We start from the raw sequence: 22,419 nt of genomic DNA on the forward strand, positions 1-22,419 counted from the left end.
CCCTAGAGCTGAGCAATTAGTTGATTCTAACTGCATAGCCCTCATACGAGGGCATTTCCTTACATAACATCAGCTTCTGCAAATAGTAATTTATCTTTCTGCTCATTACTCGCCATCGTTACTAATGTGTTTTCAATATGAGCAGGTACTTGTTCTAGTGTCACACTCGCACCTACTTTATCCGACTGCTCAACAAAGTTCAACAATGCCATAGCTCCTGATACATCCATATAGCGCACATCTTTCATACGTAAAACAACCGGAGACTTTACGTCTTGTAAAGCATAAAAAACACGATCCACTGTTAAAAATGAAAGTGGTCCTTTAATTTTATATGTTGCTTCCTTCTCTTTTACAATAGAAGCTTTACGTTCTTTACATTTCATCATGTATATAATAAACGAAAGAATAATACCGAACGCAACAGCAATCATTAAATCAAACTTCACTGTGACAACCATCGTTACGAGCATAACAATAACATCGCCTTTTGGTGCTACATGCATTTTCTTCATGCTTTCCCAATCAAACATGCCAATACCAGTTAAAATTAAAATACCTGATAACACAGCAAGTGGAATATATTGCACGACTGAGCCAAGTCCCATAATGAAAATAAATAATATAACACTATGCATACTTGCTGAAAGTGCCGTTTTACCACCACTTCTTATATTAACAATAGACCGTACAGTTGCTCCTGCCCCTGCTAATCCGCCAAACAATCCGCTCACCATATTACCAATACCTTGTCCGACCAGTTCTTTATTACTTTTATGACGTGTACCCGTCACATTATCCATTACAACCGATGTTAACAACGAGTCAATCGATCCTAATAAAGCAATACTAAGCGCTGGTAAAATAAGTTCTGCGATGCCTGTTCCACTTAAAGATGGAATATGAAGCGTCGGCATTGCTTCTGGAATCGTTCCAATTTTCTCAATCACCTTATTTAATGACAAGTTTCCGATAAACGGTAACTTCACTGTAAGTCCTTCTAAAGCCGAAGAAATGAAAGGAAGCATAGCTGTCACACCTACTAATGCAACTAAACTAGATGGAATGGCCTTAATCCATTTTCCAGAAACAATCATGACAATAATCGTTAATACGACTAGTAGAAAACTATTTTGCACATGCTTCATTTCACCTAAAATAATAATTAATGCGATACCGTTCATAAATCCTGAAACGACAGGATACGGAATGTATCGAACGTAAGAGCCAAGCTTACATACACCGAATAAAATTTGAAACAGCCCCGCCATCATAAATGCTATAAAACTCGCCTCTAATCCGTGCGTCGCAATAACCCCTGTTGCGATAACAGTAATCGGCCCAGTTGGTCCCGTAACCTGCCCAGGTGTACCACCAAATAACGCCGCAAATAACCCTGCAAAAATCGCACCATACAATCCGACTAGTGCTCCCTCAGACGTTCCCGTTGCAGCAATACCAAATGCAATGGCAAGTGGCAACGCTACAATCGCAACAGTAAAACCTGCTAAACATTCCTTTGCTATTTTTTGAAACATATAAATAACCACCTTCACATTAAGTCCACATTCCATTGTACACCTAAAAGAATACATTCGTTAGTCCACTTTTTACAGTATCGTGACGTAAACGTATTCAATTGTAAGCTTCTGCCGCATCTTTGGAAACTTTTATAACTATGTTATAATGAACAAATTAAATCTTTTATTATATATTTGGAGGCACTATGCTAACTTTTGAAGAAAAATTATCGATCATTGAATCTTTTCCAGAATTAGAAAGAAAAAACGTATCATTAAAACGCGTGAACTTTCACTTTGAAGAAAGTCGTTTAGATAAAAAGAACGTTGTTTACCACTTACATCCAAATGGAAACGGCTTTGTATATGCAAGTGGTATTAAAGGTTACAAAACGGATGATAAAGGTATGGTTAACATCCGCGAATTTTCAGCAGATGAATTACGCTCAGTAATCGAGCAATCAATTGAATTACTTTCACAAGAAGAGGTGGTAATTCCTGCAGAACCTGCGAAAGAAGAAGAATGGCATAACGAAGACGGTCATATCCTTACTCTTATCTCAGAGGACGATATGTGGAACGTGTACGCTGGTGTAAACTTAGACGGTACATTCAACTCTTATCCAGAAGCTGCGGAATACCTTGATGAAGAAGGATTTTCACGTAAATAAAAGTAGAAAGTGGGCATCCCAACATGACCATCAAACAATGTTGCGAACCCCATTTCATTCAACGATTTTTATAACAATAAAAAACCCTCAAGTATATAAATACTTGAGGGTTTTTCAATTAAAAAGTAGAACTGCTGAAAGTTCTTACATTAAGAACAAAGTGGAATTATTCCTAAACCAATTAATAGAGCTGCAGCTGCTGCTGGAATTGGTACAGGAATTTGAATACCTTCTACAAATAAGAAGTATTGACCACTTACGATTTTAAAACAAACTAATTGCATGGCTATTCCTCCCTTCTGTTAGATTAATACATTATATTAATTAATCTTATTATTGATATAATTAAATAGTTTGTTTTTACGAAAAAGTTACTATGTTACAATCTCTTCACCTTTCTTTTTGACTATATAAACTCCTTCCTCACACTATCTCTATTAATTTTCATAAAATGATTTAGAGGAGGATTAAAAATGAATACAACTGCTAGATTAATAAATTGGAAAGAACATGGAGATATGATTATTTTAGAATGTGAATCAAATGGAAAACGCTTCGAGATATCAACGTATAAACAAAGAATATATAATGCCCACCTTTTGTCAGATGACGTGTATGTTCGTTTAGATTCATCTGATAATATAATTGGAATAAATATTTATAAAAAATAAGAAAAGCCCCCTATTTTTAGGCGGGCTTTACCTTTATTACAAAATAACAAAGTATACTCCCTTTTTCTTATGAAGTTTATGTAATTATACATATTCACAAAAAATAAACTAAATGAATATTACATGTAGTAAAATATAACTTGTGGACACGTTCTATAAAGCAGATTCTTTTAAAAGGCGTATCATATCAATCATTATAGGGGATGTGGCGTTACTCCAATACTAAGTTTAAATCTCTTGTATTTTTAAACTAACAATTAGTGTATATAGACGATTCTGTTTTATAGTATGTGTTTACACTTATAACAAAGGGGTAATACGGATAGATTCGTATGAAATGAAGATGGTTCAAGTCGGAAAGAGGCACCTTAAGGTGTCTTTTTTTTGTACATCCCTTTAGTTCTTTCACATTGTTTCAACTGCACGAATTACTCTTCTTTACAAAGAAACGAGAATGAAGTGAAGCCCAATTGATCTTCACTTCATTCTCCACCTCTACAAAAGAGCAAAGATATTGCTTCGTCTATTTAAAAACAGGCAAAAATCACATAGGTATAGTGCATCCGGCACTTTCTATTTTTTCGCACCTTTCAAGGACTCTCTAAGCACAAATTTTTGTAATTTCCCACTCGCATTACGAGGAAGTTCATCCACAAATAAATAATGACGTGGACGTTTATAATCCGCTAATTCATCACTTTCTTTACAATATATTTCTAAATCCTTTTCTGTAATCGCTTCATCTTTCTTTACGACAACGGCCACAACACGTTCTCCCCATAATTCATCTGGCTCTCCAAGCACCGCAACATCTAATATACCAGGATGACTATGTAGAAAATCTTCAATTTCACGTGGATAAATATTAACGCCTCCGCTAATTACCATATCATCCACACGATCTGCGACGAATAAATAGCCATCTTTATCGAAGTAACCTAAATCACCAGAGTGATACCATCCTTTATACATCGATTTTGCATTTGCTTCTTCTCGGTTATGATAACCAGCCATCATAGTTGGGCCGCGCAAAATAATCTCTCCTACTTCATAAGGAGGCAATACATCATCCGGTTCTGCTGGTGCATCATCATTTGGTTTTACAATTCGAATTTCATGACTAAAACACGGTGTTCCCGCTGAACCTGCTTTCGTAATTTGATCTTCTTCTACAAGAAACGCAACAACTGGTCCCATTTCTGTCATTCCGTAAATTTGTACAAGATCAATATAAAGACGTTCTTTACATTCCTTCACTAATGCTGGAGCCATCGCCGCTCCTCCATATATACCAATCTTCATCGATGTTAAATCGTACTGCGTTAAATCTTTTTGCAACAGCATATTCCACATTGTCGGTGCTGCAAAGAACGTCGTAATCTTCTCCTCTTGAATCGTATGTAATACTCTATCTGTATCAAAGTGATGTAAAATAACATTCTTTCCACCAACTTGAATACGCGGAATGATTCCAGCATTTAACTCGCCGCAATGATATAAAGGCGCCACTACAAGCCCAGCACTATCTCTATTATATTTTAAGAAATACGTACAAATCATACTATGCTCAGCCATTTCACGATGGCGATGTAACACGCCTTTCGGATGACCTGTCGTACCGCTTGTATATAGCATCGAACAATAATCCATTTCCTCAATTTCGATATCTACTTTGTCAGAAGATGCTGCATTCACTTTTTCATGGTAAGAACTAGCATAGGAAGGTGTATCGTCTTCTATATACCAAAAAGACGAATTTGGAAAATCTCGTTCAATGATAGCAACAGTTGATTCAACTGCTTTTTCAAAGACTACTACTTTCGAGGCTGCGTCTTGGAGAATATACGATACTTCTTTTGCCTTTAAGCGGAAATTAATCGGGTTAAAGATTGCCCCTATTTTCGCACAGGCTAAGTAAACGTTCACAAATTCACGACAATTATATAAGTAAACAGATACAGTATCTCCCTTTCTTACCCCTTCTTTCAATAGCGCTTGCGCCGTTTTATTTATTTGCTCATCCCACTGTTTATACGTCCAGCGAATATTTTTTTCCGGCTCTACTAACGCCTCTTTATTCGGATACTTACCAACAGCTAAATCAAATATTCTCCCTATCGTCATGTACATGCCAACAATTTCCCCCTTTTCTCTTTCATAAATCTATCATTTCGTCTATAAGTAGACATTGTCCTCTAATGATTTGACTAATTTTTCTGATTATTATCGACATTGTTTTACAAACAGTTCCAAGTGGAATTATATCTGCAGTTTTTTGAATATATCAATTTACAGACAAAAACTGACAAAATAAAAAAGAGATTGTTCCAACTTGGAACAACCTCTTTCTTCTTATACAAATAGCTCTTCTAAAATTTTCAGTTTGTCTTCTGTATATTTTACGAAGCCATCGTTATATGATTTTGGATCTTTCGGATTTGCGAAGTGCGTAATTGCTCCTGTTTTCGGATGAACAAATTTACTTGATGCACCACAACCAAGTCCGATAATTGATTGTACTTCTTCCATAATGACAATGTTGTAAATACTTTCTTGCGTCGGCATTGCATAACCAACGTTCTCTAAATTACCTAAAATATTCTTTTGACGATATAGGTAATATGGTACGTAATTATGCTTTTGCGTCCACTCTTCTGCTTCGTGCATCATCGCTGTAATTTCTTCGCGACCTGCTACTTTATATTTACGTTTGTTTTGCGTCATTTCAGAAGCACGTTTAAATGATAACGTATGAACTGTTAATGATTCTGGCATTAACTTTTCTGTTTCATCTAGCGTATGCTTAAAGATATCTAACCCTTCACCAGGAAGACCAATAATTAAATCCATATTAATATTGTTCATTCCCATTTCACGAGCTAAATGATACTTCTCAATTGTTTCTTCTACAGTATGGTGACGTCCGATCGCTTTTAATGTCTCTTGATGGTATGACTGCGGATTAATACTAATACGGTCAATGTTCCATTTATTTAACACTTCTAGCTTCGCTGGCGTAATTGTATCTGGGCGACCTGCCTCAACTGTTACTTCACGCACATTTTTCACATCTGGGAACGCTTCATACATTTCTTCATACAGCATATCCATCTCTTCTGCTGTAATACTTGTCGGTGTACCGCCGCCGTAATAAATCGTCGTAACTTTTACACCTTTTTCTTTTAAAAACTTACCAATTTCACGAACTTCATAATGTAAACCACCTAAGAATGAATCAACAGAACCTTGGCGTCCGTTAATTGCATACGCCGGGAATGTACAATATGCACATTTTGTTGGGCAGAATGGAATACCGATATAAATACTTACTTCCTCTTTCAAACGGTATAAATCTGGAACCACCGCTAATTGGCAATCCACAATACGTTGAAGAAGTTCAATTTTCTCTTCATGAATTAAATAGCTTTCACGAAGTTCTTGGTGCGCTTCTTCTTTTGACATACCATTTTGAAGCATTTTATGAAGAAGTTTCGTCGGACGAACTCCCGTTAAAATACCCCAGCTTTGTTCAATACCAGTTAACTGCTGAAGAACAGAAAGATATACATAAGAAACAACGTGTTTCACTTGCTTCATACGCTCTTTTTCATCTGTGAAAGCAGATAAATCTTTTGCGAATGTTTCTTCATACACATTTCCAGTCGCAACATCTGTTAAACGAGCAGATGCTTTTACATTCTCTTCAATGTGTATATCAACGATAAGATTTGCTTCCTCTTGTTCAAATCCAATCGTACTATCTTCAAAAAATAAGCCGCTAATATTTTGCAGCGGACGTAAAAAACGATCATCTTGTAACGTTTTAATTGAAATTAACAACATTATCACCTTTTCATTTGCAAACTCTCTTTAGTTTACTTGAAGGGCGTTGGCAGGTCAATACAGAAGGTTTTACCTTATTTTAATATCCTATTTAAAACAAACTGAATATTGATTTTTAACGAACTTTTCCTAGTTGTATGGACATTGTAATATACTCTTGTTACAATCTAGAACGTATTAGTACTTGCTACTAATTTAAATACATATAAAGGAGGACTCTTAACACGCAATAAAGACTATCACGTGTTAAAACAACTATGAAAAAAAAGCTTTACAACATTTTAGCACTATCTTTGGCATTACAAACATTTATAGTACCTACCCATTCATTCGCAGAAAATATAGAGAGAAATGCGGAATTGTCTATTGATGATCAAGCTTTAAAAAGCATTGAAGAACATGCAAAACAGCATAGACACGACGAAGAAAGCGACCTTGAAATCTCGGGTGAATATCTTCTCCACTTATCAACAAAACTTCCACTATACGATTCAAACGACTTAAAAACCAAAACAAATATTGAAATTGCTGAACCGGTAGTAAAGGCAACGAAGAAAAAAGGGAATACATATTATATACAAACTACACTTGGTTCTGGTTGGATTAATAAGGAAAATAATAGTTTAGAAGTACAAGAGATTCATAAACTCTCGAATCAAAAATTAATTGTAACAGAAGAAGCATCAGTCTATTCATTCCCTTTCCAATCGTTTAAAGAAGAAACGAAATTACAGCCACAAACAGTAACTCCTACTGAACAAGCTGGGAATTGGTTTAACATTCAAATGAACGGAACTGAGAAATGGATTTATGCTCCTTCAGCTACATTCGACGGTACGAAAGCATCATTATTTGAAAAAACAGGTGCTATCGAAAAGAGAAGCGCAACTTTCTTCAAAACACCATCTAATTTGCCTACAAATAACGTTTATGGTGTTACATTTAAAGAAATGATTGTTCCAAAAGGAAATGAAAACATTCGTCCTGGCTACGCAATGGAACCGAAATATATTACAATTCATGAAACTGCTAATACAAGTAAAGGTGCTAACGCTTTAAATCATGCGAAGTACTTAGATAGCCAAGCCCGTGGAAATACGGATCGTTCAGCATCTTGGCATTTTACAGTAGATGACAAAGAAATTTATCAACATCTTCCACTAAATGAAGTTGGATGGCATGCTGGAAATAAGACAGGAAACTATGAATCTATCGGAATTGAAATTGCTGTAAATAGTGATGGAAATTATACGAAAGCGGTAGAAAATGCGCGCAAATTAGCTGCTTATTTAATGAATGAATTAAACATCTCTCTAGATCACGTGCAAAAGCATCAATTTTGGAGCGGAAAAAACTGCCCTGCATTTATGATTCAACGCGGACAATGGGATGCTTTCTTAAAAGGCACAAACGCTTACTATAATGAACATCGTAAAGATGTTATTCCGCCGCCAAAAGTCCCTCATGAAAAAGACGACATTACAGGTGGATGGTATGAACAAGACATTCGTCAATTAGCAGCTAGGAAAATTATGTTCGGTGATGGAAATGGTTCTTACTGGCCAAACCGCCTCGTAACAAGAGCTGAGTTTGCAAATTTAATGTCGCGAGCTTTAAAATTACCAGCTGGAAACGCTAAATTTACAGACTTAAACGAAGCACACCCATCTTTAGTAGATGGAATTAACCGCGCCGCTAGTGCAGGTATTATTAATGGTCGTGGGAATAATAAATTTGATCCTAATGCTACAATAACACGTGATGAAGCTGTTATTATGATTGACCGTGCACTAGAATATAAATGGATTTATAGAAAAGAAGTGAAATTACCATTCACTGACCAAAACTTAGCATACGATAAAAAAGCATTACAAAACGTTTATGCATACGGAATTGTAAAAGGTAACGAACGGAATGAATTCGTACCAAAAGGCACAGCGACACGCGCTGAAGCAGCTGCATTTTTAAATCGAATGCTTAAGGTTATTGAAGCTTAAACAAAAAAACGTAGCCCAAAAGCTACGTTTTTCTTTCATCGTTTCGGTGTATTTTTATGATTCTTCAAAAATGGAAGCGGGAATTGCTTACGGAAATGTTCTTTAATCATATACTCTACACCGTTCTCACTATTTGAACGTGTAATCCAGTCAGCCGCTTGTTTTAACTCTACAGGCGAGTTCCCCATCGCTACCCCGAGTCCTACATTTTCAATTACTTCTAGATCTTCTAAACTATCTCCAATCGCAACCATTTCGTTTAGCGAAATATTTAAATGCTCTCCAAGCAATTGTAATCCACGTAATTTTGATACATTTTGCGGCAAAATTTCTATTCGTTTTGAATCACACTCAACATATTCTAAATCTTGGAACGCTTTTCTTAATGTATGGAGCCCTCGTTCTTTTTCACCTTTCGTTTGGAAAATAACATCAATTTTTGGCGCCGCTACTGGATGATCACGAAGCGCATCACCTAACGAGTCTACAAATTGAACTGGATAAAATAATGGATCTGCGCTTGATAATACAGTACGCGCAATTAAGTTTGGTGTATTTCTCTCACGATTTCCGATTGAAAACCGTTCATGAGAAATGCGGACGTTACAATCGAAGTGCTCTAACACTTGCACAATGTTAAACGTCTTCTCTTCCGATAATCTTCTTTGAACATACGGCTTATCTAACGTTGCTGAAACGAAAGCACCGCCATGTGTCACTAATATAGAATCTAATTTTAGCGCCTTTGCTACTTTATGAGCAGACTGAAAATTACGGTTCGTAAATAATGTAACGTATACATCTTTTCTTTTCACAAATTCAATTGTTTCTCGTAATCCTTTTGCAATTTTTCCGTTGTTGTATAGTAGTGTCCCATCTATATTAAGAGCTAGTAAGCGATAAATCATGTCGCACTCCCCCTCTTCGCTGTTGTACTCTATCCATAATTTATGAAATAAATGTAGCAAATAGAACGAGTTAGAATTACTACTGAAAATTTGGTTTACTATATACATATACACTTAGCAAAGGAGATAGTACAATGCAGGCACCACCTTCCTTTTATGAAGGCGATACGTTAGAAGTCGCAAAGAAATTACTCGGACAGAAACTTGTACATATTGTAGACGGAGTAAAACGAAGCGGAATCATTGTAGAAGTAGAAGCATACAAAGGTCCCGATGATAAGGCAGCACATAGTTACGGAGGTAGACGAACGGACCGTACAGAAGTCATGTTTGGTGCACCGGGACATGCTTACGTATATTTAATTTATGGTATGTATCATTGTTTTAACGTCATTACAGCGCCAGTTGGCACCCCGCAAGGTGTTCTCATTCGAGCCCTTGAGCCGGTAGATGGGATCGAAGAAATAAAACTAGCACGCTACAACAAAATAGACGTTACAAAGACGCAATATAAAAATTTAACGAACGGCCCTGGCAAACTATGCCGCGCCCTCGGCATTACTTTAGAAGAACGAGGTGTATCCTTACAAAGTGACACATTACATATTGAACTCGTTCCAGAAGAAGAACACCTATCATCACAATATAAAATAACAGCAGGACCTCGTATTAACATCGACTATGCAGAAGAAGCTGTACATTATCCGTGGCGTTTTTATTATGAGGGGCATCCGTTTGTTTCAAAGAAATAAAGTGAAACTTTAATCAGTGGGGGGGCTTCATCCCCCACTGATTATCAGCCCTCACCAATCGGACTTTTATGGGCAGTTGATCCCCCGCCTAACTTCTTTGCTTTCGCTGAATTTGGAGGTGGGGATCTTACTGCCCATTAAAGCGGGATAAACGATATCGACTTACCGACAAATAAAAGAAGACTGTTCCAAAATGGAACAGTCTTCTCCTTTTACTCCGCACCTTCCGCAGTCGCAATATTATCCTCTAAGTTTTCTCTTGATAATTCAGCCGCCATAAAATCAGCTGTTTCTGGAAGTGCTAAATGCATATGAGCTTTTTGACAAATTTGGATCGTACAGTTTTCAACAACATAATCGAAAACGTGCCCGCCCCCGCTTCTTTCATCATCAATATAATGTAAGTGGAAACCAGCTACACCAATGCCTTGCGCATAATCTGGTGTCCAAAATCCAGCAAGCGTACCTTCTGTCTCTTTAAACGAAAAGATCGGCTGTGATTTCGTCACTTCAACGAGCGGTGTATACGGTTTTTCTTGTCTTGGAACAGTTCTCGTTCTTACTTCACGGAATGTACCGTCCATTCGAATCGCGTAAAATAAGTTTTTACTTGGCATTAATTCATGTAATAATGCCTCAACTTCTTCACGATTCATCGGACGCTCTACTGTATAACTCATTTCTTTTTCAAAAAACGTTACAGTCGCAAACGGTGTTGTTTCTTCTGGCTCTACTTTTTCTGCTGAACCGTCTGAACGTAAATGATAAAATTCGTTATCAAATGCAATCATTTCACCATCTAATTGATCAAATGTGCCGATGCCGAAATCACCACGTTCTTTCAATTCCTCAAAGCTAATCACACCATCATATATACCATCTAATAGCGCAAGCATTGTAGATGTTTGATATACTTCATTACTCGTTTTCGTTCTTTTTGCATCAATATCCATTAATTGCGCAACAGTCATCTCAAATCTGCCTCCATTAGTTTAATTGGTTTGGTAATAATTTTTCGCTTAATTTAATGTTATCACGGTAGTCGATTGGAATATCAATAATGACAGGACCGTCTGCTGCTAATGCTTCTTTTAATACCCCTTCTAATTCATCAGGCGTGTTAACACGAAGACCTAACGCCCCGAAACTTTCCGCATATTTCACAAGGTCAACATCGCCAAACTCTGTAGCTGATGTTCTGCCGTATTTCATCATTTGTTGGAATGCAACCATATCATATGTGCCGTCTCTCCAAACAAGATGGACGATTGGAGAATTTAAACGTACCGCCGTTTCTAACTCCATCGCTGAGAATAAGAAACCACCGTCACCTGATACGGAAACTACTTTTTTACCTGGTTCTACTAAAGTAGCAGCAATTGCCCAAGGAAGTGCAACACCTAACGTTTGCATGCCGTTACTAAATAATAATCTACGTGGTTCATAAGAACGGAAACATCTCGCCATCCAAATAGAATGGGAACCGATGTCACATGTAACGGTTGTGTCGTCACTAATTAAAGAACGAAGTGTACGAATCACTTGAAGCGGATGCGTAACACCTTCTGAAGCACGATTTGGAACTTCTGCTTGTTCTGATAATTTCGCGCGTAATCGTTCTAACACTGCTTCTGATTTCGTACTTAACACAAGTCTCGGTAACTTTTCTGCGATGCTATTTACTGTTAAGGCAATATCACCAATTAATTCACGCTCTGGTTGGTAATCATGATCGATATCTGCTTGATGGTCATCAAGATGAATAATCGTTCTGTCTCCAAGTTTATTCCAGAACTTTGGATCATACTCAATTGGATCATAACCGATAGAAATAACAAGATCTGCCTCTTCTAGTAAAATATCACCTGGTTGGTTACGGAATAGTCCAACACGGCCGAAGAAATGATCTTCTAACTCACGTGAAATGGCCCCAGCTGCTTGATATGTTTCAACGACAGGTAGTTCTGTATCTGCAATTAATTCACGAACGGCTTTCGTCACTTCATTTGTGCTCGCTCTCATACCGAGTAAAATAACCGGTAATTTCGCTGCTTTTATTTTATCTACTACATATGTAATATCATGTGTGGGAGCGATTCCAAGCTGTGGCTTAGAAAGCGCACCGATAGACTCTACAGTCGTTTCCGCAGTCATAACGTCTTGCGGCAGACTTACTAAAGTAGCGCCTGGATTTGTGGAAGTCGCACTTCGGAATGCATTCGATAGTGCTTCTGGCACATTATCAGGATGCTCTACTTCTACGCTATATTTTGTGATTGGTTCGAATAGTGCAGCATTATCCATAGATTGATGCGTACGTTTTAATCGATCTGTACGCGGAACTGCACCAGCTAAAGCAACAACGGGATCACTCTCCGCATTCGCAGTAACAAGACCTGTCGCTAAATTTGATGTCCCTGGTCCTGAAGTTACAAGACATACGCCCGGTTTCCCTGTTAATCTACCAATAGCAGCTGCCATAAATGCTGCGTTTTGTTCATGACGACAAACAATTAACTCTGGTCCTCTTTCTTGCAGTACATCAAATACAGAGTCAATCTTCGCTCCTGGAATACCGAAAACATGTGTAACACCTTGTTTAATTAAACAATCAACAACAAGATCTGCTCCTTTTGTTTTTGTCTTCACGTCGTTTGCTTTTACATCTGTACTCAAACTAATCATTCCTTTATTTCATAATGTGTGTAATAAAGATTTTTTAATTTCACCTAGTTAATTAACGTGGTGAAGTATCGTTTATCATTATAGTACAAATGCATTATTTTTCCAAGAATATGAATTTGACATTATTTTGACAAACAGTAAGGAATACGCTTACAACCCTTTGTTTATCCTAAAATAATATTTTTATAACTTCTCTAAAAATGTAAGAGAAAATTCCATCTCGCTACAGTATTAAAACCTTAACAGTACCTTGCAAAGAACACTAGCAAATGATATATTTGTAAATATTGGGATACCCATTAATTGGAATACATTTTATAATTTGTATTCCCCTTTTCAAAAGATAGGATTCTCAAATGTCATTCATCATTCTATAAAGGAAAGTGATTGTTATGAACAAAAATGAATTTTTGGATCAACTTAGTTCCTCTCTGCGGAATATGCCCGATGTAGAAAAGAAAGATATTATTTCAGAGTATGAAACTCATTTTATCAGTGGTAAACAAGATGGGAAATGTGAAGAAGAAATTGCTAGAAAACTAGGAAACCCTAAAACGATCGCGAAAGAACTGAATGTTTCCTATGCAATAAGCAATGCTGACAAGAAACGAAGCTTCAAAAATATGATAACTGCACTATTTTCTGTTATGAGCTTAAGTGTTTTAAACTTTACCTTTATCATTATCGCTTTTTTCGTATTGCTCTTTTTATTACCGATTATTCTAGCACTTATCATTGCTACTCCATTATTAATCATCTCACCTATTTTATTAATCGGATTAGGATTTTTCAAAGGGTTCCATCAAATCAGTTATTCCGATGTTTATAATGTGTTCATCGCTTTTTGCAGCGGTTTACTCATATCCGTCATCTGTTATCAAATGGTAAAACATCTATACGCAGCTTTAGTTACGTACTTGAAATGGAATGTAGCTATTTTACAAAGATACTAATACAAAAGGAGATTAAGATGAAAAAGTATATTTTATATGCACTCATGTTACTTACAATTTTATTATTATCAGCTTGTTCAAACAGTGCCCAACCTAAAGAAGAAAACGATGTACAATCTATTAAAGATGTTACAGTTAAAATTCCAGAAACTATATTCACTTCCTCAAAAAAGAATGAAACGATTAATGAAGATGAAATGAAACAAAATATAAAAACGTATTTAGATTATTGCGGAGAGTTATACGAAAACATCGTCCCACTTTCATCAGCCATGTCTGACGAGGAAGTCACGGAATCCGATCGGGAGAAATTAAAACAACTAGTAGATTTAGCGCAACAAAACGATACAAATTTCCTTAATTTTATTAGTAACAATACGATTCCTGATGATTACAAACAGCCTTCGAAGGAAATTCATGATTACATTTCATCATCTACGGCACTTTCAGTAGAACTAGAGCAAGAATTAGACAAACTCGCTCAAGATGGTAACTTATTCAAAACTGATTTTTCTTTTACAAAACGCTTTGAGAAGGTTAATGGTAGGAAGCAAAAAGAAATTGAAAAGTTTTTGAAGGAGAAGAATATTAAAACAGATTATTTCCACAAATAACAAACATAAAAAGACGCCCCATCCAAGGGGCGTCTTCCTTCATTACGCTTGTTGTTGCGCGTTATATAATTCTTCAAGTGGCTTCATGATAATTTTGTTAACGTCAGTGATAACAAGGTTTAAACGTTGTTCAGTTTCCATTAACTTTGTGATTTTAGCATCTTGTTGAATGCGAGCTACAACTTCTTGTGCTTTTTGGTTATCTTCTTCAGTAATTTCTTGACCTTGCATCATTTTTTGTTGTAGGCTAAGTTGCATTGTGCGGAACTCATCGAATAAGTTCTTTGAAGCTGCGTCACCTTGTACTGCTGCGTAGCTTGCTTTTAATGTTTGGAAATCTTCGTTTTCAGCGATTGCTTTTTGTAATTCATATGCAACATCATGAATGTTTTTTGTCATTTTATTTTTCCTCCTTTAGAAGGCTAGCACTTGTCATGCGCACTGCCTTTTCAGTGCATTTACATACGCACTCTTCTTACCATATCAAACTATGCAAGAGATGTGAAGAAATTTCACTTTTATTTCTATGTACTTACCTTATTATTTAAGGAACAACAGTAATAATCCTTGCACAATTCCAATCATACCGCCTAATAAGGCACCTAAATACGTAATCATTTTTAGTTCATTTTTTGTAATGGACAGCACTAAATCTTCTAGTCTCTCCGTTGAAAATGTAGATACTTCTTGCTGGACAATTTCAGCCAAGTGGAGATTATTTAGTATACTCGCTACGTTTTCTGCTCCCCACTTCAAGCCTTTCGTTACTGCACTTGGAACTACCTTTTCCATAATTGTTTCTCGAACTGGCTCACATACTTGCTGCACAGATTGATTTAAAAATTTACTTACTGTTTCCTCCACTTTAACTGCAGACAATATGGAGCTTACAATCATTTCTTTTTCTACAAACGTTTCTACTTCTTTTACATCTCTTCCTTTTAACTTTTCCCACTCTTTTTGCAATACATCAGTTAAAAGCTGTTTCGTACCTTCTTGCCCTAAAAACTTAATGACTTCTGGCTGCACACGATCCACTACACTTACATTCCCTAAAAACATTCCGACTAGGTTAAGCAATGTTCCCCTAGAAGCAAAGAAATCATCAATCATTTTTGAAAGACGTGCTTTCCCTTCTTCACTCTCAAAAAACTGAGTTGCTCGCCCTAAAATAAATGCCGAAACATTTGGAATCGCATTCTCTATTTTTACGTGAACAGAATGAGGTAAGGCTTGTTCCCATGTATATGTATAGTACTCTTCTAAAAATGCCTCAATCTTTTCTGTAATCACATGTTCAATTTTCTCGGTTGCCTCTTTTTCTACATGTGCTACGTTCCATTGTTCTAACATTTGTCGCAGTGATTGTTCATTCGTTATTACTTTATCCACTTCTACTTGCGCCCAGTGGATTAAACCTTTTTGAAACTCTTCATTTGTTAACTTCTTTCCAATTCCTTCTGGCGTCAACAAATGCTCTACAACCATTTTTCCTAATTGAACCGCGAGCTCATCGCGGCGCTTCGGAATTAATCCTGGTGTAAATGGAACTTGAAATTTCCCAATATAAATAGGACGGTGAGGACGAAATAACATTTTTATCGCTAAATGATTTGTAAATCCTCCAATAATTGCTCCGAGCCCTGTCGTCGTTAACATACTTAACCATATATTCATTACAATCAACCTTTCGCTTCTCCAAAACTATAGCATATCATCATACGGACAAAAGTATAATGGTATAAAAACGTATTTGCAATATATAGCTTCGCCTATTGTGCCAACATTTTGTTAGTAAAGGAGTGATTTCGTTGGTTCTCGGTATTTTAACTTCTCACCCTCATTATGAGCAAACGTATTACACCGAAATCGCTAAACGCGCTCGGCTTTATCATAATGTCGTTGCCCAGTTTACGCCATTTGGTATTGATCCTAAAACAGATCTTATTTCTGGTCTGATTTATGATACGGATACAGGAAAATGGAAAGAGCAAATATTCCCTATTCCTTCTTATATATACGATCGTTCTTCTTTTAACGAAGAAACAAACTTCGAAAAAGCAAAATCAATTATTCACTCATTACACAACCGTCCTACTACCACCTTTTTAAATAATACACTCATTGACTTAAGCGAACTACATGATGTATTTCTCACAAACAAAAAATTATCTCCTTATATACCAAAATTTGAAATAGCGACCATACAAAACGTTTTCAAACTGTTATTAAAAACAAAAGATATTATTATACGTCCTACTAACACACATTCCAATGAAAGTCTGTACCGGGTCGCTTATAAAAATAAGACCTTTCATATCGATACGATCAATGACGCCTATCATACTTCTGCTCAAATAAAACGAACCGATGAATTTATATCTTGGTACAAACGTAACGTACGATCAGCATGTTACATCACCCATACAATGCTGCAACCACCAAATCAATTAACATACCCGCTCCATATTCGAACCATTTTACAAAAAAATAAAGAACAGAATTGGAACGTTATCGGTCAATTTATACAAAAAAGCTCATTTCCAAATCAACTTTTATTTTCGGTAACGGATGATTCCTCGCTGCATTCATTTTCAAAAATTAAATACGTACTATCTAGTACTGGGGTACAGTTATTACAAGATGCTTTACATGACATTATAAATGAAGTGTTTCAAACATTAGATCAATCTTATTCTTCTTTATTCGAGCTAGAGCTTTCCACCATTATGGATCAAAAAGGGGCCATTTGGCTTATGTATGTCAACACGATTCCCCCGTACGAACATTACATTCGTCATAGTGATTCATTAGCCGAGAAAATATATCACGGACCACTCAAATTTAGTCGTTTTACACCATAATGAAAGGAGGTAATTTCATTTTGAAAGAGCACATATATACATTAAACATTTCAGATGAGCATCCAAATAGTATTACTTTACCTTATATTTTTTCCATTACACCACCGATTACATCCCTCTCCTTCGGCATACGCCATGTTGCCAGTGAAGAGGTGAAGATTCATTATTCCTTTACTCGTGAAATCATTATCGGAAAACAAATTGCAGAGAAACTCTTACTTCCTCAATCCACTACCATCCATGCATTCACTCAAAATGAAACCATTATTTTCGGACCGTTAATCGGGATTTTTACAACTGGTTTTAACGATGACTCTTCTAATCCTTTAGGAAGCCGTTCAACTTCTCTTGGCGAGTTACTAACGCCCCCATTCACTTTGCGACCATTTGTATTCGTTTTTGGTGTGCAACATATAGACTGGGAAGATGAAACAATTGAAGGATACTTCTTTCAAGAAGGGCAATGGATTAAAAGAAAAGTACCTTTTCCAAATGTCATTTACGACCGATTACCAAATCGGAAAGCCGAAAATTATAAACCAATTGTAAGAGCAAAAAGAAAATTAGAGCATGACTATGCGATTCCATGGTTTAACCCAGGATTTTTTAATAAATGGGAAGTGCACCAACTTCTTATGAAAGATAAATCCATTATGCCGTTATTACCAAACACAGAAACATTTCAGCACTTCGAACAAGTTGAACGATTTCTCGGAACGTATAAATCGATTTACATGAAACCAATTCACGGCAGCTTCGGTAGAAATATTCATCAACTATTTTATTCTCAAGCAGAGAATTGCTATTACTGTCGTTATCGCGAAAATGAAGAAAACAAACTAAGAAAGTATCAATCATTAGAAACACTTCTAAACCATGTGTTAAAAGGGCATGATTTAAAAAAGTTTATCGTACAACAAGGTATTTCCTTACTTCGCTTCGACGGGCAACCTGTTGACTTCCGCATTCATACAAACAAAAATCATTTTGGCCAATGGATGGTCAGTGCAATCGTCGCAAAAATTGCTGGCAAAGGTAGCTTAACAACGCATGTAAATAGCGGCGGTGATACAAAATTGCTTCAAGAACTTTTTCCAGATTCAACGAAACAAGTTCAAATTGAAAATAAATTAAAACATACAGCCTTACAAATTAGTTATGCGCTCGATGAACAAGTACCTGGAAACATTGGAGAGATCGGTTTTGATATCGGTTTAGACATGCAGGAAAACCCGTGGCTCTTTGAAGCAAACTCTAAACCTGGGCGAACTGTATTCCAAGATGCCAAGTTAAAAGAACAGAGTGAACTAACGCGCCAATTATTTTACGAATATGCCATCTACTTAACTGAACATTCTTTGCGCGATGCAAAGGAAAAAATGTCTCAAATAAAATCAGAGGCTTCCTCAAATACTGAGCATATCCCATCCCCTATGATTCACTCACAAATACGAAAACAAAAACTTCCACCTCATTCATAAGGTGGAAGTTTTCTATTTACACAAGTTTTACTACAACTTCTGTTTCCACATTACACATCCCGCAATAAAAAACATGATTACAGTACTCTTGTGAATTATTATGTGTTAAACCATCTACTTCGCTTAATAATTCTTGATCCATATACGCACTATAATCGTCTATGTAATCTACAGTTTTCCCGTAATCTTGGAGTATACCTTGGCAATTTTGACAAGAATATGTTTGTGATTCTAATGCGTTGCAAAGCGGGCAAATTCCCATCACGATTCCTCCATATAATTGTATCTAGCTACGTATAGGAGCGGCTTGCCCCATTCTTACTTACATTTGCCTCAAAATAGCAGGATACAAAAAGAAAAATATATTTCATATCGCTCTTAGTTTTACCTTCTTTCTAAAAAATACAACGATTACTCTTATTTCATAATTTACGAAATCACTAAGATTTTTTTACAAAATTTACAAATTATTATTTCGTATATCTTTCTAGGTAACATCCATACTATGAGTACAAACTTAATTACCGATGGATTAGCGCCAAACGGGGCGATAATCTGGTTCAACTCCAGCTAGTCCAACCAAAAAAAATTTTTATAACTCTAAGGAGGATATATTCCTATGGCAAACCAAAATTCTTCAAATCAATTAGTAGTACCAGGAGCAACAGCTGCAATCGACCAAATGAAGTACGAAATCGCTCAAGAATTTGGTGTACAATTAGGAGCAGATTCTACGGCTCGTGCTAACGGTTCTGTTGGTGGCGAAATTACAAAACGTCTAGTTGCAATGGCTGAGCAAAGCCTTGGCGGATTCCACAAATAAATATATATGGCAAAAAGGTCTCAAGGCATATGCCTTGAGACCTTCCTTCATTTATCCCGCTTTAAGGGGCAGTAAGACCCCCACCTCAAAATTCAGCGAAAGCGAAGAAGTTAGGTGGGGGATCAACTGCCCATTAAAGTCCGATTGGTGAGGGCTGATAATCAGTGGGGGATGAAGAAAACCCCCACTGATTAAAGTTTCACTTTATTGCAACATTTGTAAAAACTTCTTCGTACGTTCTTCTTTTGGATTTGTAAATACTTCTTCTGGTGTACCTTGTTCGACAACGACACCGCCATCCATGAAGATAACACGGTTCGCAATTTGATGTGCAAAGCGCATTTCGTGCGTTACAATTACCATCGTCATACCTTCTTTAGCAAGTTCCTTCATTACTTTCAGAACTTCTTGAACGAGTTCAGGATCAAGTGCTGACGTCGGCTCATCAAATAGTAACACTTCCGGCTCCATCGCAAGCGCGCGAGCAATTCCAACGCGCTGTTGTTGTCCGCCTGATAATTGGAAAGGATATAAATCCACTTTATCTGCTAAACCAACTTTTTCAAGGAAATAGTTCGCTTTCTTCTTCGCTTCTTCTTTCCCCATCTTTTTCACTGTAACGAGCCCTTCCATTACATTTTGAAGTGCTGTTAAATGCGGGAATAAGTTATGGTGTTGGAATACCATACCTGTTTGCGTACGAAGATTGACAATATCTTTCTTCGTTACTTTTTGAGAGAAGTCGAGTTCTTTATTACCGATGCGAATACTACCAGCGTTCGGCGTTTCTAACACGTTAAGACAACGTAAGAATGTCGTTTTACCAGATCCAGATGGCCCGATAATAACAACAACTTCCCCCTTCTCAACTGATAAATCTATATGCTTTAGTACGGTATTATCTCCGAAACTTTTTTGTAAGTGCTGAATTGAAATCATAAAAACAAAAACTCCTTTTGTAAAAGGATTATTTTAATGTGTAGCGTTCTGAACGCTTTTCTAACATCTGTTGTACGATTGATAATAAGAAACAAATAACCCAATAAATAAGACCTGCTTCGAAATAAACAATTAAAAACTCATAATTCATTGCCGCAATTTCCTGCGCTTTTCGGAACATTTCTGTTACTAAAATTAACGATGCTAACGAAGTATCTTTCACTAAACTAATAAATGTATTCGACAGCGGCGGAATGGATACGCGCGTTGCTTGTGGTAAAATAACACGTTTTAACGCTTGCGGATATGTCATTCCAATTGTGTAAGCTGCTTCCCACTGCCCTTTCGGAATAGAAAGGATAGAAGCACGAATAATTTCAGATGCATATGCACCGACATTTAATGAAAATCCAATAACTGCTGCTGTATATGGCTCAACTTCAACATTAAGAGTTGGAAGACCATAGAAAATAATAAATAACTGTACAAGAAGTGGTGTTCCGCGAATGATAGATACATAGATGCGAGCAATCCATTGTAAAATACGACTACCTGAAATACGTGCAAGCGCCGTTAACGTCGCAAGTATAATCCCGATAATAAATGTAATAAGCGTTAATGGAATTGTCGTAAATACAGCTTCCTTCAGCATAGGCATGAAGGAAGACTGCATAATATCTATCCAAGTAGACAATCGATCTGAAACCAATGCACTACTTAGATACATTTTCACCGAACCATTTTTTCGCTATTTTGTCGTACGTACCATCTTTTTTCATATCTTCTAACGCTTTATCTACTTCTTGTACAAGCTTATCGCTACCTTTACGGAATAAGAACCCACTTTGTGACGCTTCTTTTTCTGTATCTACAATTTTAATTTTTGCATCTTTTTTCGTTTCTAAATAGTTTAACACTGATAATTTATCATTGATTGTGAAATCAGCGCGGCCAGAACTTAATAATTCTGCTGCTTGGCTAAATCCTTCTACACCAATAATTTCCGCACCATTTTTCTTAGCGATATCTGCATAGTTACTTGTTAAAGATTGTGCTCCTTTTAATCCTTTTACATCAGCAAATGTAGCAGGCTTATCTTTATCCTTCGCAATAACTAATGCCGCTGAAGATGAAACGTACGGTTTAGAGAAATCATATTTCTTTTGACGGTCTTCACGAATACCAACTTCATTCGCAACCATGTCGAAACGCTTCGCATCTAAACCAGCAAGTAAGCTATCCCATTGTGTTTCTTTAAATACAGGTTTTACACCTAAACGTTTTGCAACTTCTTCTGATAGTTCAACGTCAAATCCAGTTAATTTATTGCTTGAATCATGGAATGTGAACGGTGCGTATGTACCTTCTGTTCCAATTATAAGTTCACCGCTTTGTTTTATCTTTTGTAACGCGTCTTGACTAGCTGTATCTTTTTTCTCTTCTTTACCGCAGCCCGCTACAATCCCGATCGCTAATGTAGTTACTGCAAGTACTGAAAATAATTTTTTCATGATGGTAATCCTCCAAGTATTCTGATAGGAATTTAAAAACTATATTGATTGTATGCAATCTTGAACAATTTTTCAATGAAAATGTTCTTATTTAGTTTATCCTTTTTCTTCATAATCAAACAAAAGGGAAAAATAACGCTACATACAAAAAATAAGTAACATTTTTTAATATAGCATTTATTGTAGG

General features: G+C 36.5%; 22 protein-coding genes. 9 read left to right on the forward strand and 13 right to left on the reverse strand.

Going from position 1 to position 22,419, the window contains the following annotated elements; all coding sequences use genetic code 11:
- Positions 1 to 59 precede the first annotated feature (59 nt).
- Entirely contained in the window at positions 60 to 1,574 is a 1,515-nt protein-coding gene (locus tag ACZ76X_RS09875; RefSeq protein ID WP_141547799.1) for a SulP family inorganic anion transporter, read from the reverse strand.
- A 152-nt stretch (positions 1,575 to 1,726) separates the two neighbouring features.
- Between ACZ76X_RS09875 and ACZ76X_RS09880 the strand changes: the two genes are divergently transcribed.
- Entirely contained in the window at positions 1,727 to 2,191 is a 465-nt protein-coding gene (locus ACZ76X_RS09880; protein ID WP_000955014.1) for a hypothetical protein, read from the forward strand.
- A 149-nt stretch (positions 2,192 to 2,340) separates the two neighbouring features.
- On the opposite strand, the gene ACZ76X_RS09885 is transcribed toward ACZ76X_RS09880, so the two are convergent.
- Positions 2,341 to 2,475 carry a hypothetical protein gene (locus ACZ76X_RS09885; protein ID WP_001177692.1) on the reverse strand — a complete coding sequence of 45 codons (135 nt, stop codon included), beginning with the start codon at positions 2,473 to 2,475 and terminating at the stop codon, positions 2,341 to 2,343.
- Positions 2,476 to 2,664: 189 nt separating this feature from the next.
- Here ACZ76X_RS09885 and ACZ76X_RS09890 point away from each other — a divergent pair, with 189 nt between their 5' ends.
- Entirely contained in the window at positions 2,665 to 2,862 is a 198-nt protein-coding gene (locus ACZ76X_RS09890) for a hypothetical protein (RefSeq protein WP_098667819.1), read from the forward strand.
- A 573-nt stretch (positions 2,863 to 3,435) separates the two neighbouring features.
- Here ACZ76X_RS09890 and ACZ76X_RS09895 read toward each other — a convergent pair.
- Both ACZ76X_RS09895 and ACZ76X_RS09900 read right to left on the reverse strand, forming a co-directional pair.
- The gene (locus ACZ76X_RS09895) at positions 3,436 to 4,992 is read right to left on the reverse strand and encodes a fatty acid--CoA ligase (RefSeq protein WP_479850345.1); all 1,557 of its coding nucleotides are present in this window, start codon (positions 4,990 to 4,992) and stop codon (positions 3,436 to 3,438) included.
- A 222-nt stretch (positions 4,993 to 5,214) separates the two neighbouring features.
- On the reverse strand, positions 5,215 to 6,705 hold the full coding sequence (locus ACZ76X_RS09900) for a coproporphyrinogen III oxidase (protein WP_142337354.1): 1,491 nt from the start codon (positions 6,703 to 6,705) through the stop codon (positions 5,215 to 5,217).
- Between the two features lie 257 nt (positions 6,706 to 6,962).
- On the opposite strand from ACZ76X_RS09900, the gene ACZ76X_RS09905 reads away from it, so the two are divergent.
- Entirely contained in the window at positions 6,963 to 8,702 is a 1,740-nt protein-coding gene (locus ACZ76X_RS09905) for an S-layer homology domain-containing protein (protein ID WP_479850346.1), read from the forward strand.
- Between the two features lie 35 nt (positions 8,703 to 8,737).
- On the opposite strand, the gene ACZ76X_RS09910 is transcribed toward ACZ76X_RS09905, so the two are convergent.
- Complete coding sequence (locus ACZ76X_RS09910; protein ID WP_098667822.1) at positions 8,738 to 9,610, reverse strand: Cof-type HAD-IIB family hydrolase; 873 nt, start codon at positions 9,608 to 9,610, stop codon at positions 8,738 to 8,740.
- A 134-nt stretch (positions 9,611 to 9,744) separates the two neighbouring features.
- Here ACZ76X_RS09910 and ACZ76X_RS09915 point away from each other — a divergent pair, with 134 nt between their 5' ends.
- Positions 9,745 to 10,362 (forward strand): DNA-3-methyladenine glycosylase, encoded by a 618-nt coding sequence (locus tag ACZ76X_RS09915; RefSeq protein WP_479850347.1) that lies wholly within the window; start codon positions 9,745 to 9,747, stop codon positions 10,360 to 10,362.
- A gap of 212 nt (positions 10,363 to 10,574) precedes the next feature.
- Here the strand turns inward: ACZ76X_RS09915 and alsD are convergent, their stop codons facing one another.
- Together alsD and alsS are read right to left on the reverse strand one after the other, a co-directional pair.
- A complete protein-coding gene (alsD, locus tag ACZ76X_RS09920; protein ID WP_479850348.1) occupies positions 10,575 to 11,333 on the reverse strand; it encodes an alpha-acetolactate decarboxylase in 759 nt (252 codons plus the stop codon).
- Between the two features lie 16 nt (positions 11,334 to 11,349).
- Positions 11,350 to 13,038, reverse strand: a complete 1,689-nt coding sequence (alsS, locus tag ACZ76X_RS09925) for an acetolactate synthase AlsS (protein WP_479850349.1) — start codon at positions 13,036 to 13,038, stop codon at positions 11,350 to 11,352.
- A 401-nt stretch (positions 13,039 to 13,439) separates the two neighbouring features.
- Between alsS and ACZ76X_RS09930 the strand changes: the two genes are divergently transcribed.
- Positions 13,440 to 14,000, forward strand: coding sequence for an HAAS signaling domain-containing protein (locus ACZ76X_RS09930; protein WP_479850350.1), 561 nt, complete (start codon positions 13,440 to 13,442; stop codon positions 13,998 to 14,000).
- Between the two features lie 17 nt (positions 14,001 to 14,017).
- Entirely contained in the window at positions 14,018 to 14,614 is a 597-nt protein-coding gene (locus ACZ76X_RS09935) for an NDxxF motif lipoprotein (RefSeq protein ID WP_479850351.1), read from the forward strand.
- A 42-nt stretch (positions 14,615 to 14,656) separates the two neighbouring features.
- Here ACZ76X_RS09935 and ACZ76X_RS09940 read toward each other — a convergent pair whose 3' ends face one another.
- Together ACZ76X_RS09940 and ACZ76X_RS09945 are read right to left on the reverse strand one after the other, a co-directional pair.
- Positions 14,657 to 15,013: a YlbF/YmcA family competence regulator gene (locus ACZ76X_RS09940; protein ID WP_479850352.1), complete on the reverse strand. Its 357-nt coding sequence runs from the start codon at positions 15,011 to 15,013 to the stop codon at positions 14,657 to 14,659.
- 141 nt (positions 15,014 to 15,154) lie between these two features.
- Positions 15,155 to 16,291, reverse strand: coding sequence for a DUF445 domain-containing protein (locus ACZ76X_RS09945; protein ID WP_479850353.1), 1,137 nt, complete (start codon positions 16,289 to 16,291; stop codon positions 15,155 to 15,157).
- A 134-nt stretch (positions 16,292 to 16,425) separates the two neighbouring features.
- Here ACZ76X_RS09945 and ACZ76X_RS09950 point away from each other — a divergent pair, with 134 nt between their 5' ends.
- Both ACZ76X_RS09950 and ACZ76X_RS09955 read left to right on the forward strand, forming a co-directional pair.
- Positions 16,426 to 17,478, forward strand: coding sequence for a YheC/YheD family protein (locus tag ACZ76X_RS09950; RefSeq protein ID WP_479850354.1), 1,053 nt, complete (start codon positions 16,426 to 16,428; stop codon positions 17,476 to 17,478).
- A 20-nt stretch (positions 17,479 to 17,498) separates the two neighbouring features.
- Entirely contained in the window at positions 17,499 to 18,959 is a 1,461-nt protein-coding gene (locus ACZ76X_RS09955) for a YheC/YheD family endospore coat-associated protein (protein ID WP_479850355.1), read from the forward strand.
- 16 nt (positions 18,960 to 18,975) lie between these two features.
- Here the strand turns inward: ACZ76X_RS09955 and ACZ76X_RS09960 are convergent, their stop codons facing one another.
- Positions 18,976 to 19,221, reverse strand: coding sequence for a hypothetical protein (locus ACZ76X_RS09960; RefSeq protein WP_479850356.1), 246 nt, complete (start codon positions 19,219 to 19,221; stop codon positions 18,976 to 18,978).
- 357 nt (positions 19,222 to 19,578) lie between these two features.
- Between ACZ76X_RS09960 and sasP the strand changes: the two genes are divergently transcribed.
- The gene (gene sasP / locus ACZ76X_RS09965; RefSeq protein ID WP_000013338.1) at positions 19,579 to 19,782 is read left to right on the forward strand and encodes a small acid-soluble spore protein, SasP family; all 204 of its coding nucleotides are present in this window, start codon (positions 19,579 to 19,581) and stop codon (positions 19,780 to 19,782) included.
- 204 nt (positions 19,783 to 19,986) lie between these two features.
- Here sasP and ACZ76X_RS09970 read toward each other — a convergent pair whose 3' ends face one another.
- Genes ACZ76X_RS09970 through ACZ76X_RS09980 form a run of 3 tightly spaced genes read right to left on the reverse strand, consistent with a single transcriptional unit; the run spans position 19,987 to position 22,232 of the window.
- The gene (locus ACZ76X_RS09970; RefSeq protein ID WP_001970173.1) at positions 19,987 to 20,721 is read right to left on the reverse strand and encodes an amino acid ABC transporter ATP-binding protein; all 735 of its coding nucleotides are present in this window, start codon (positions 20,719 to 20,721) and stop codon (positions 19,987 to 19,989) included.
- 28 nt (positions 20,722 to 20,749) lie between these two features.
- Entirely contained in the window at positions 20,750 to 21,448 is a 699-nt protein-coding gene (locus ACZ76X_RS09975) for an amino acid ABC transporter permease (protein WP_029437600.1), read from the reverse strand.
- The gene (locus ACZ76X_RS09980; RefSeq protein ID WP_132134189.1) at positions 21,435 to 22,232 is read right to left on the reverse strand and encodes an amino acid ABC transporter substrate-binding protein; all 798 of its coding nucleotides are present in this window, start codon (positions 22,230 to 22,232) and stop codon (positions 21,435 to 21,437) included. The genes ACZ76X_RS09975 and ACZ76X_RS09980 overlap by 14 nt, the downstream gene beginning before the upstream one ends.
- Between the last annotated feature and the right edge of the window lie 187 nt (positions 22,233 to 22,419).

The sequence above is a fragment of the Bacillus sp. BC05(2025) genome, assembly GCF_056725905.1.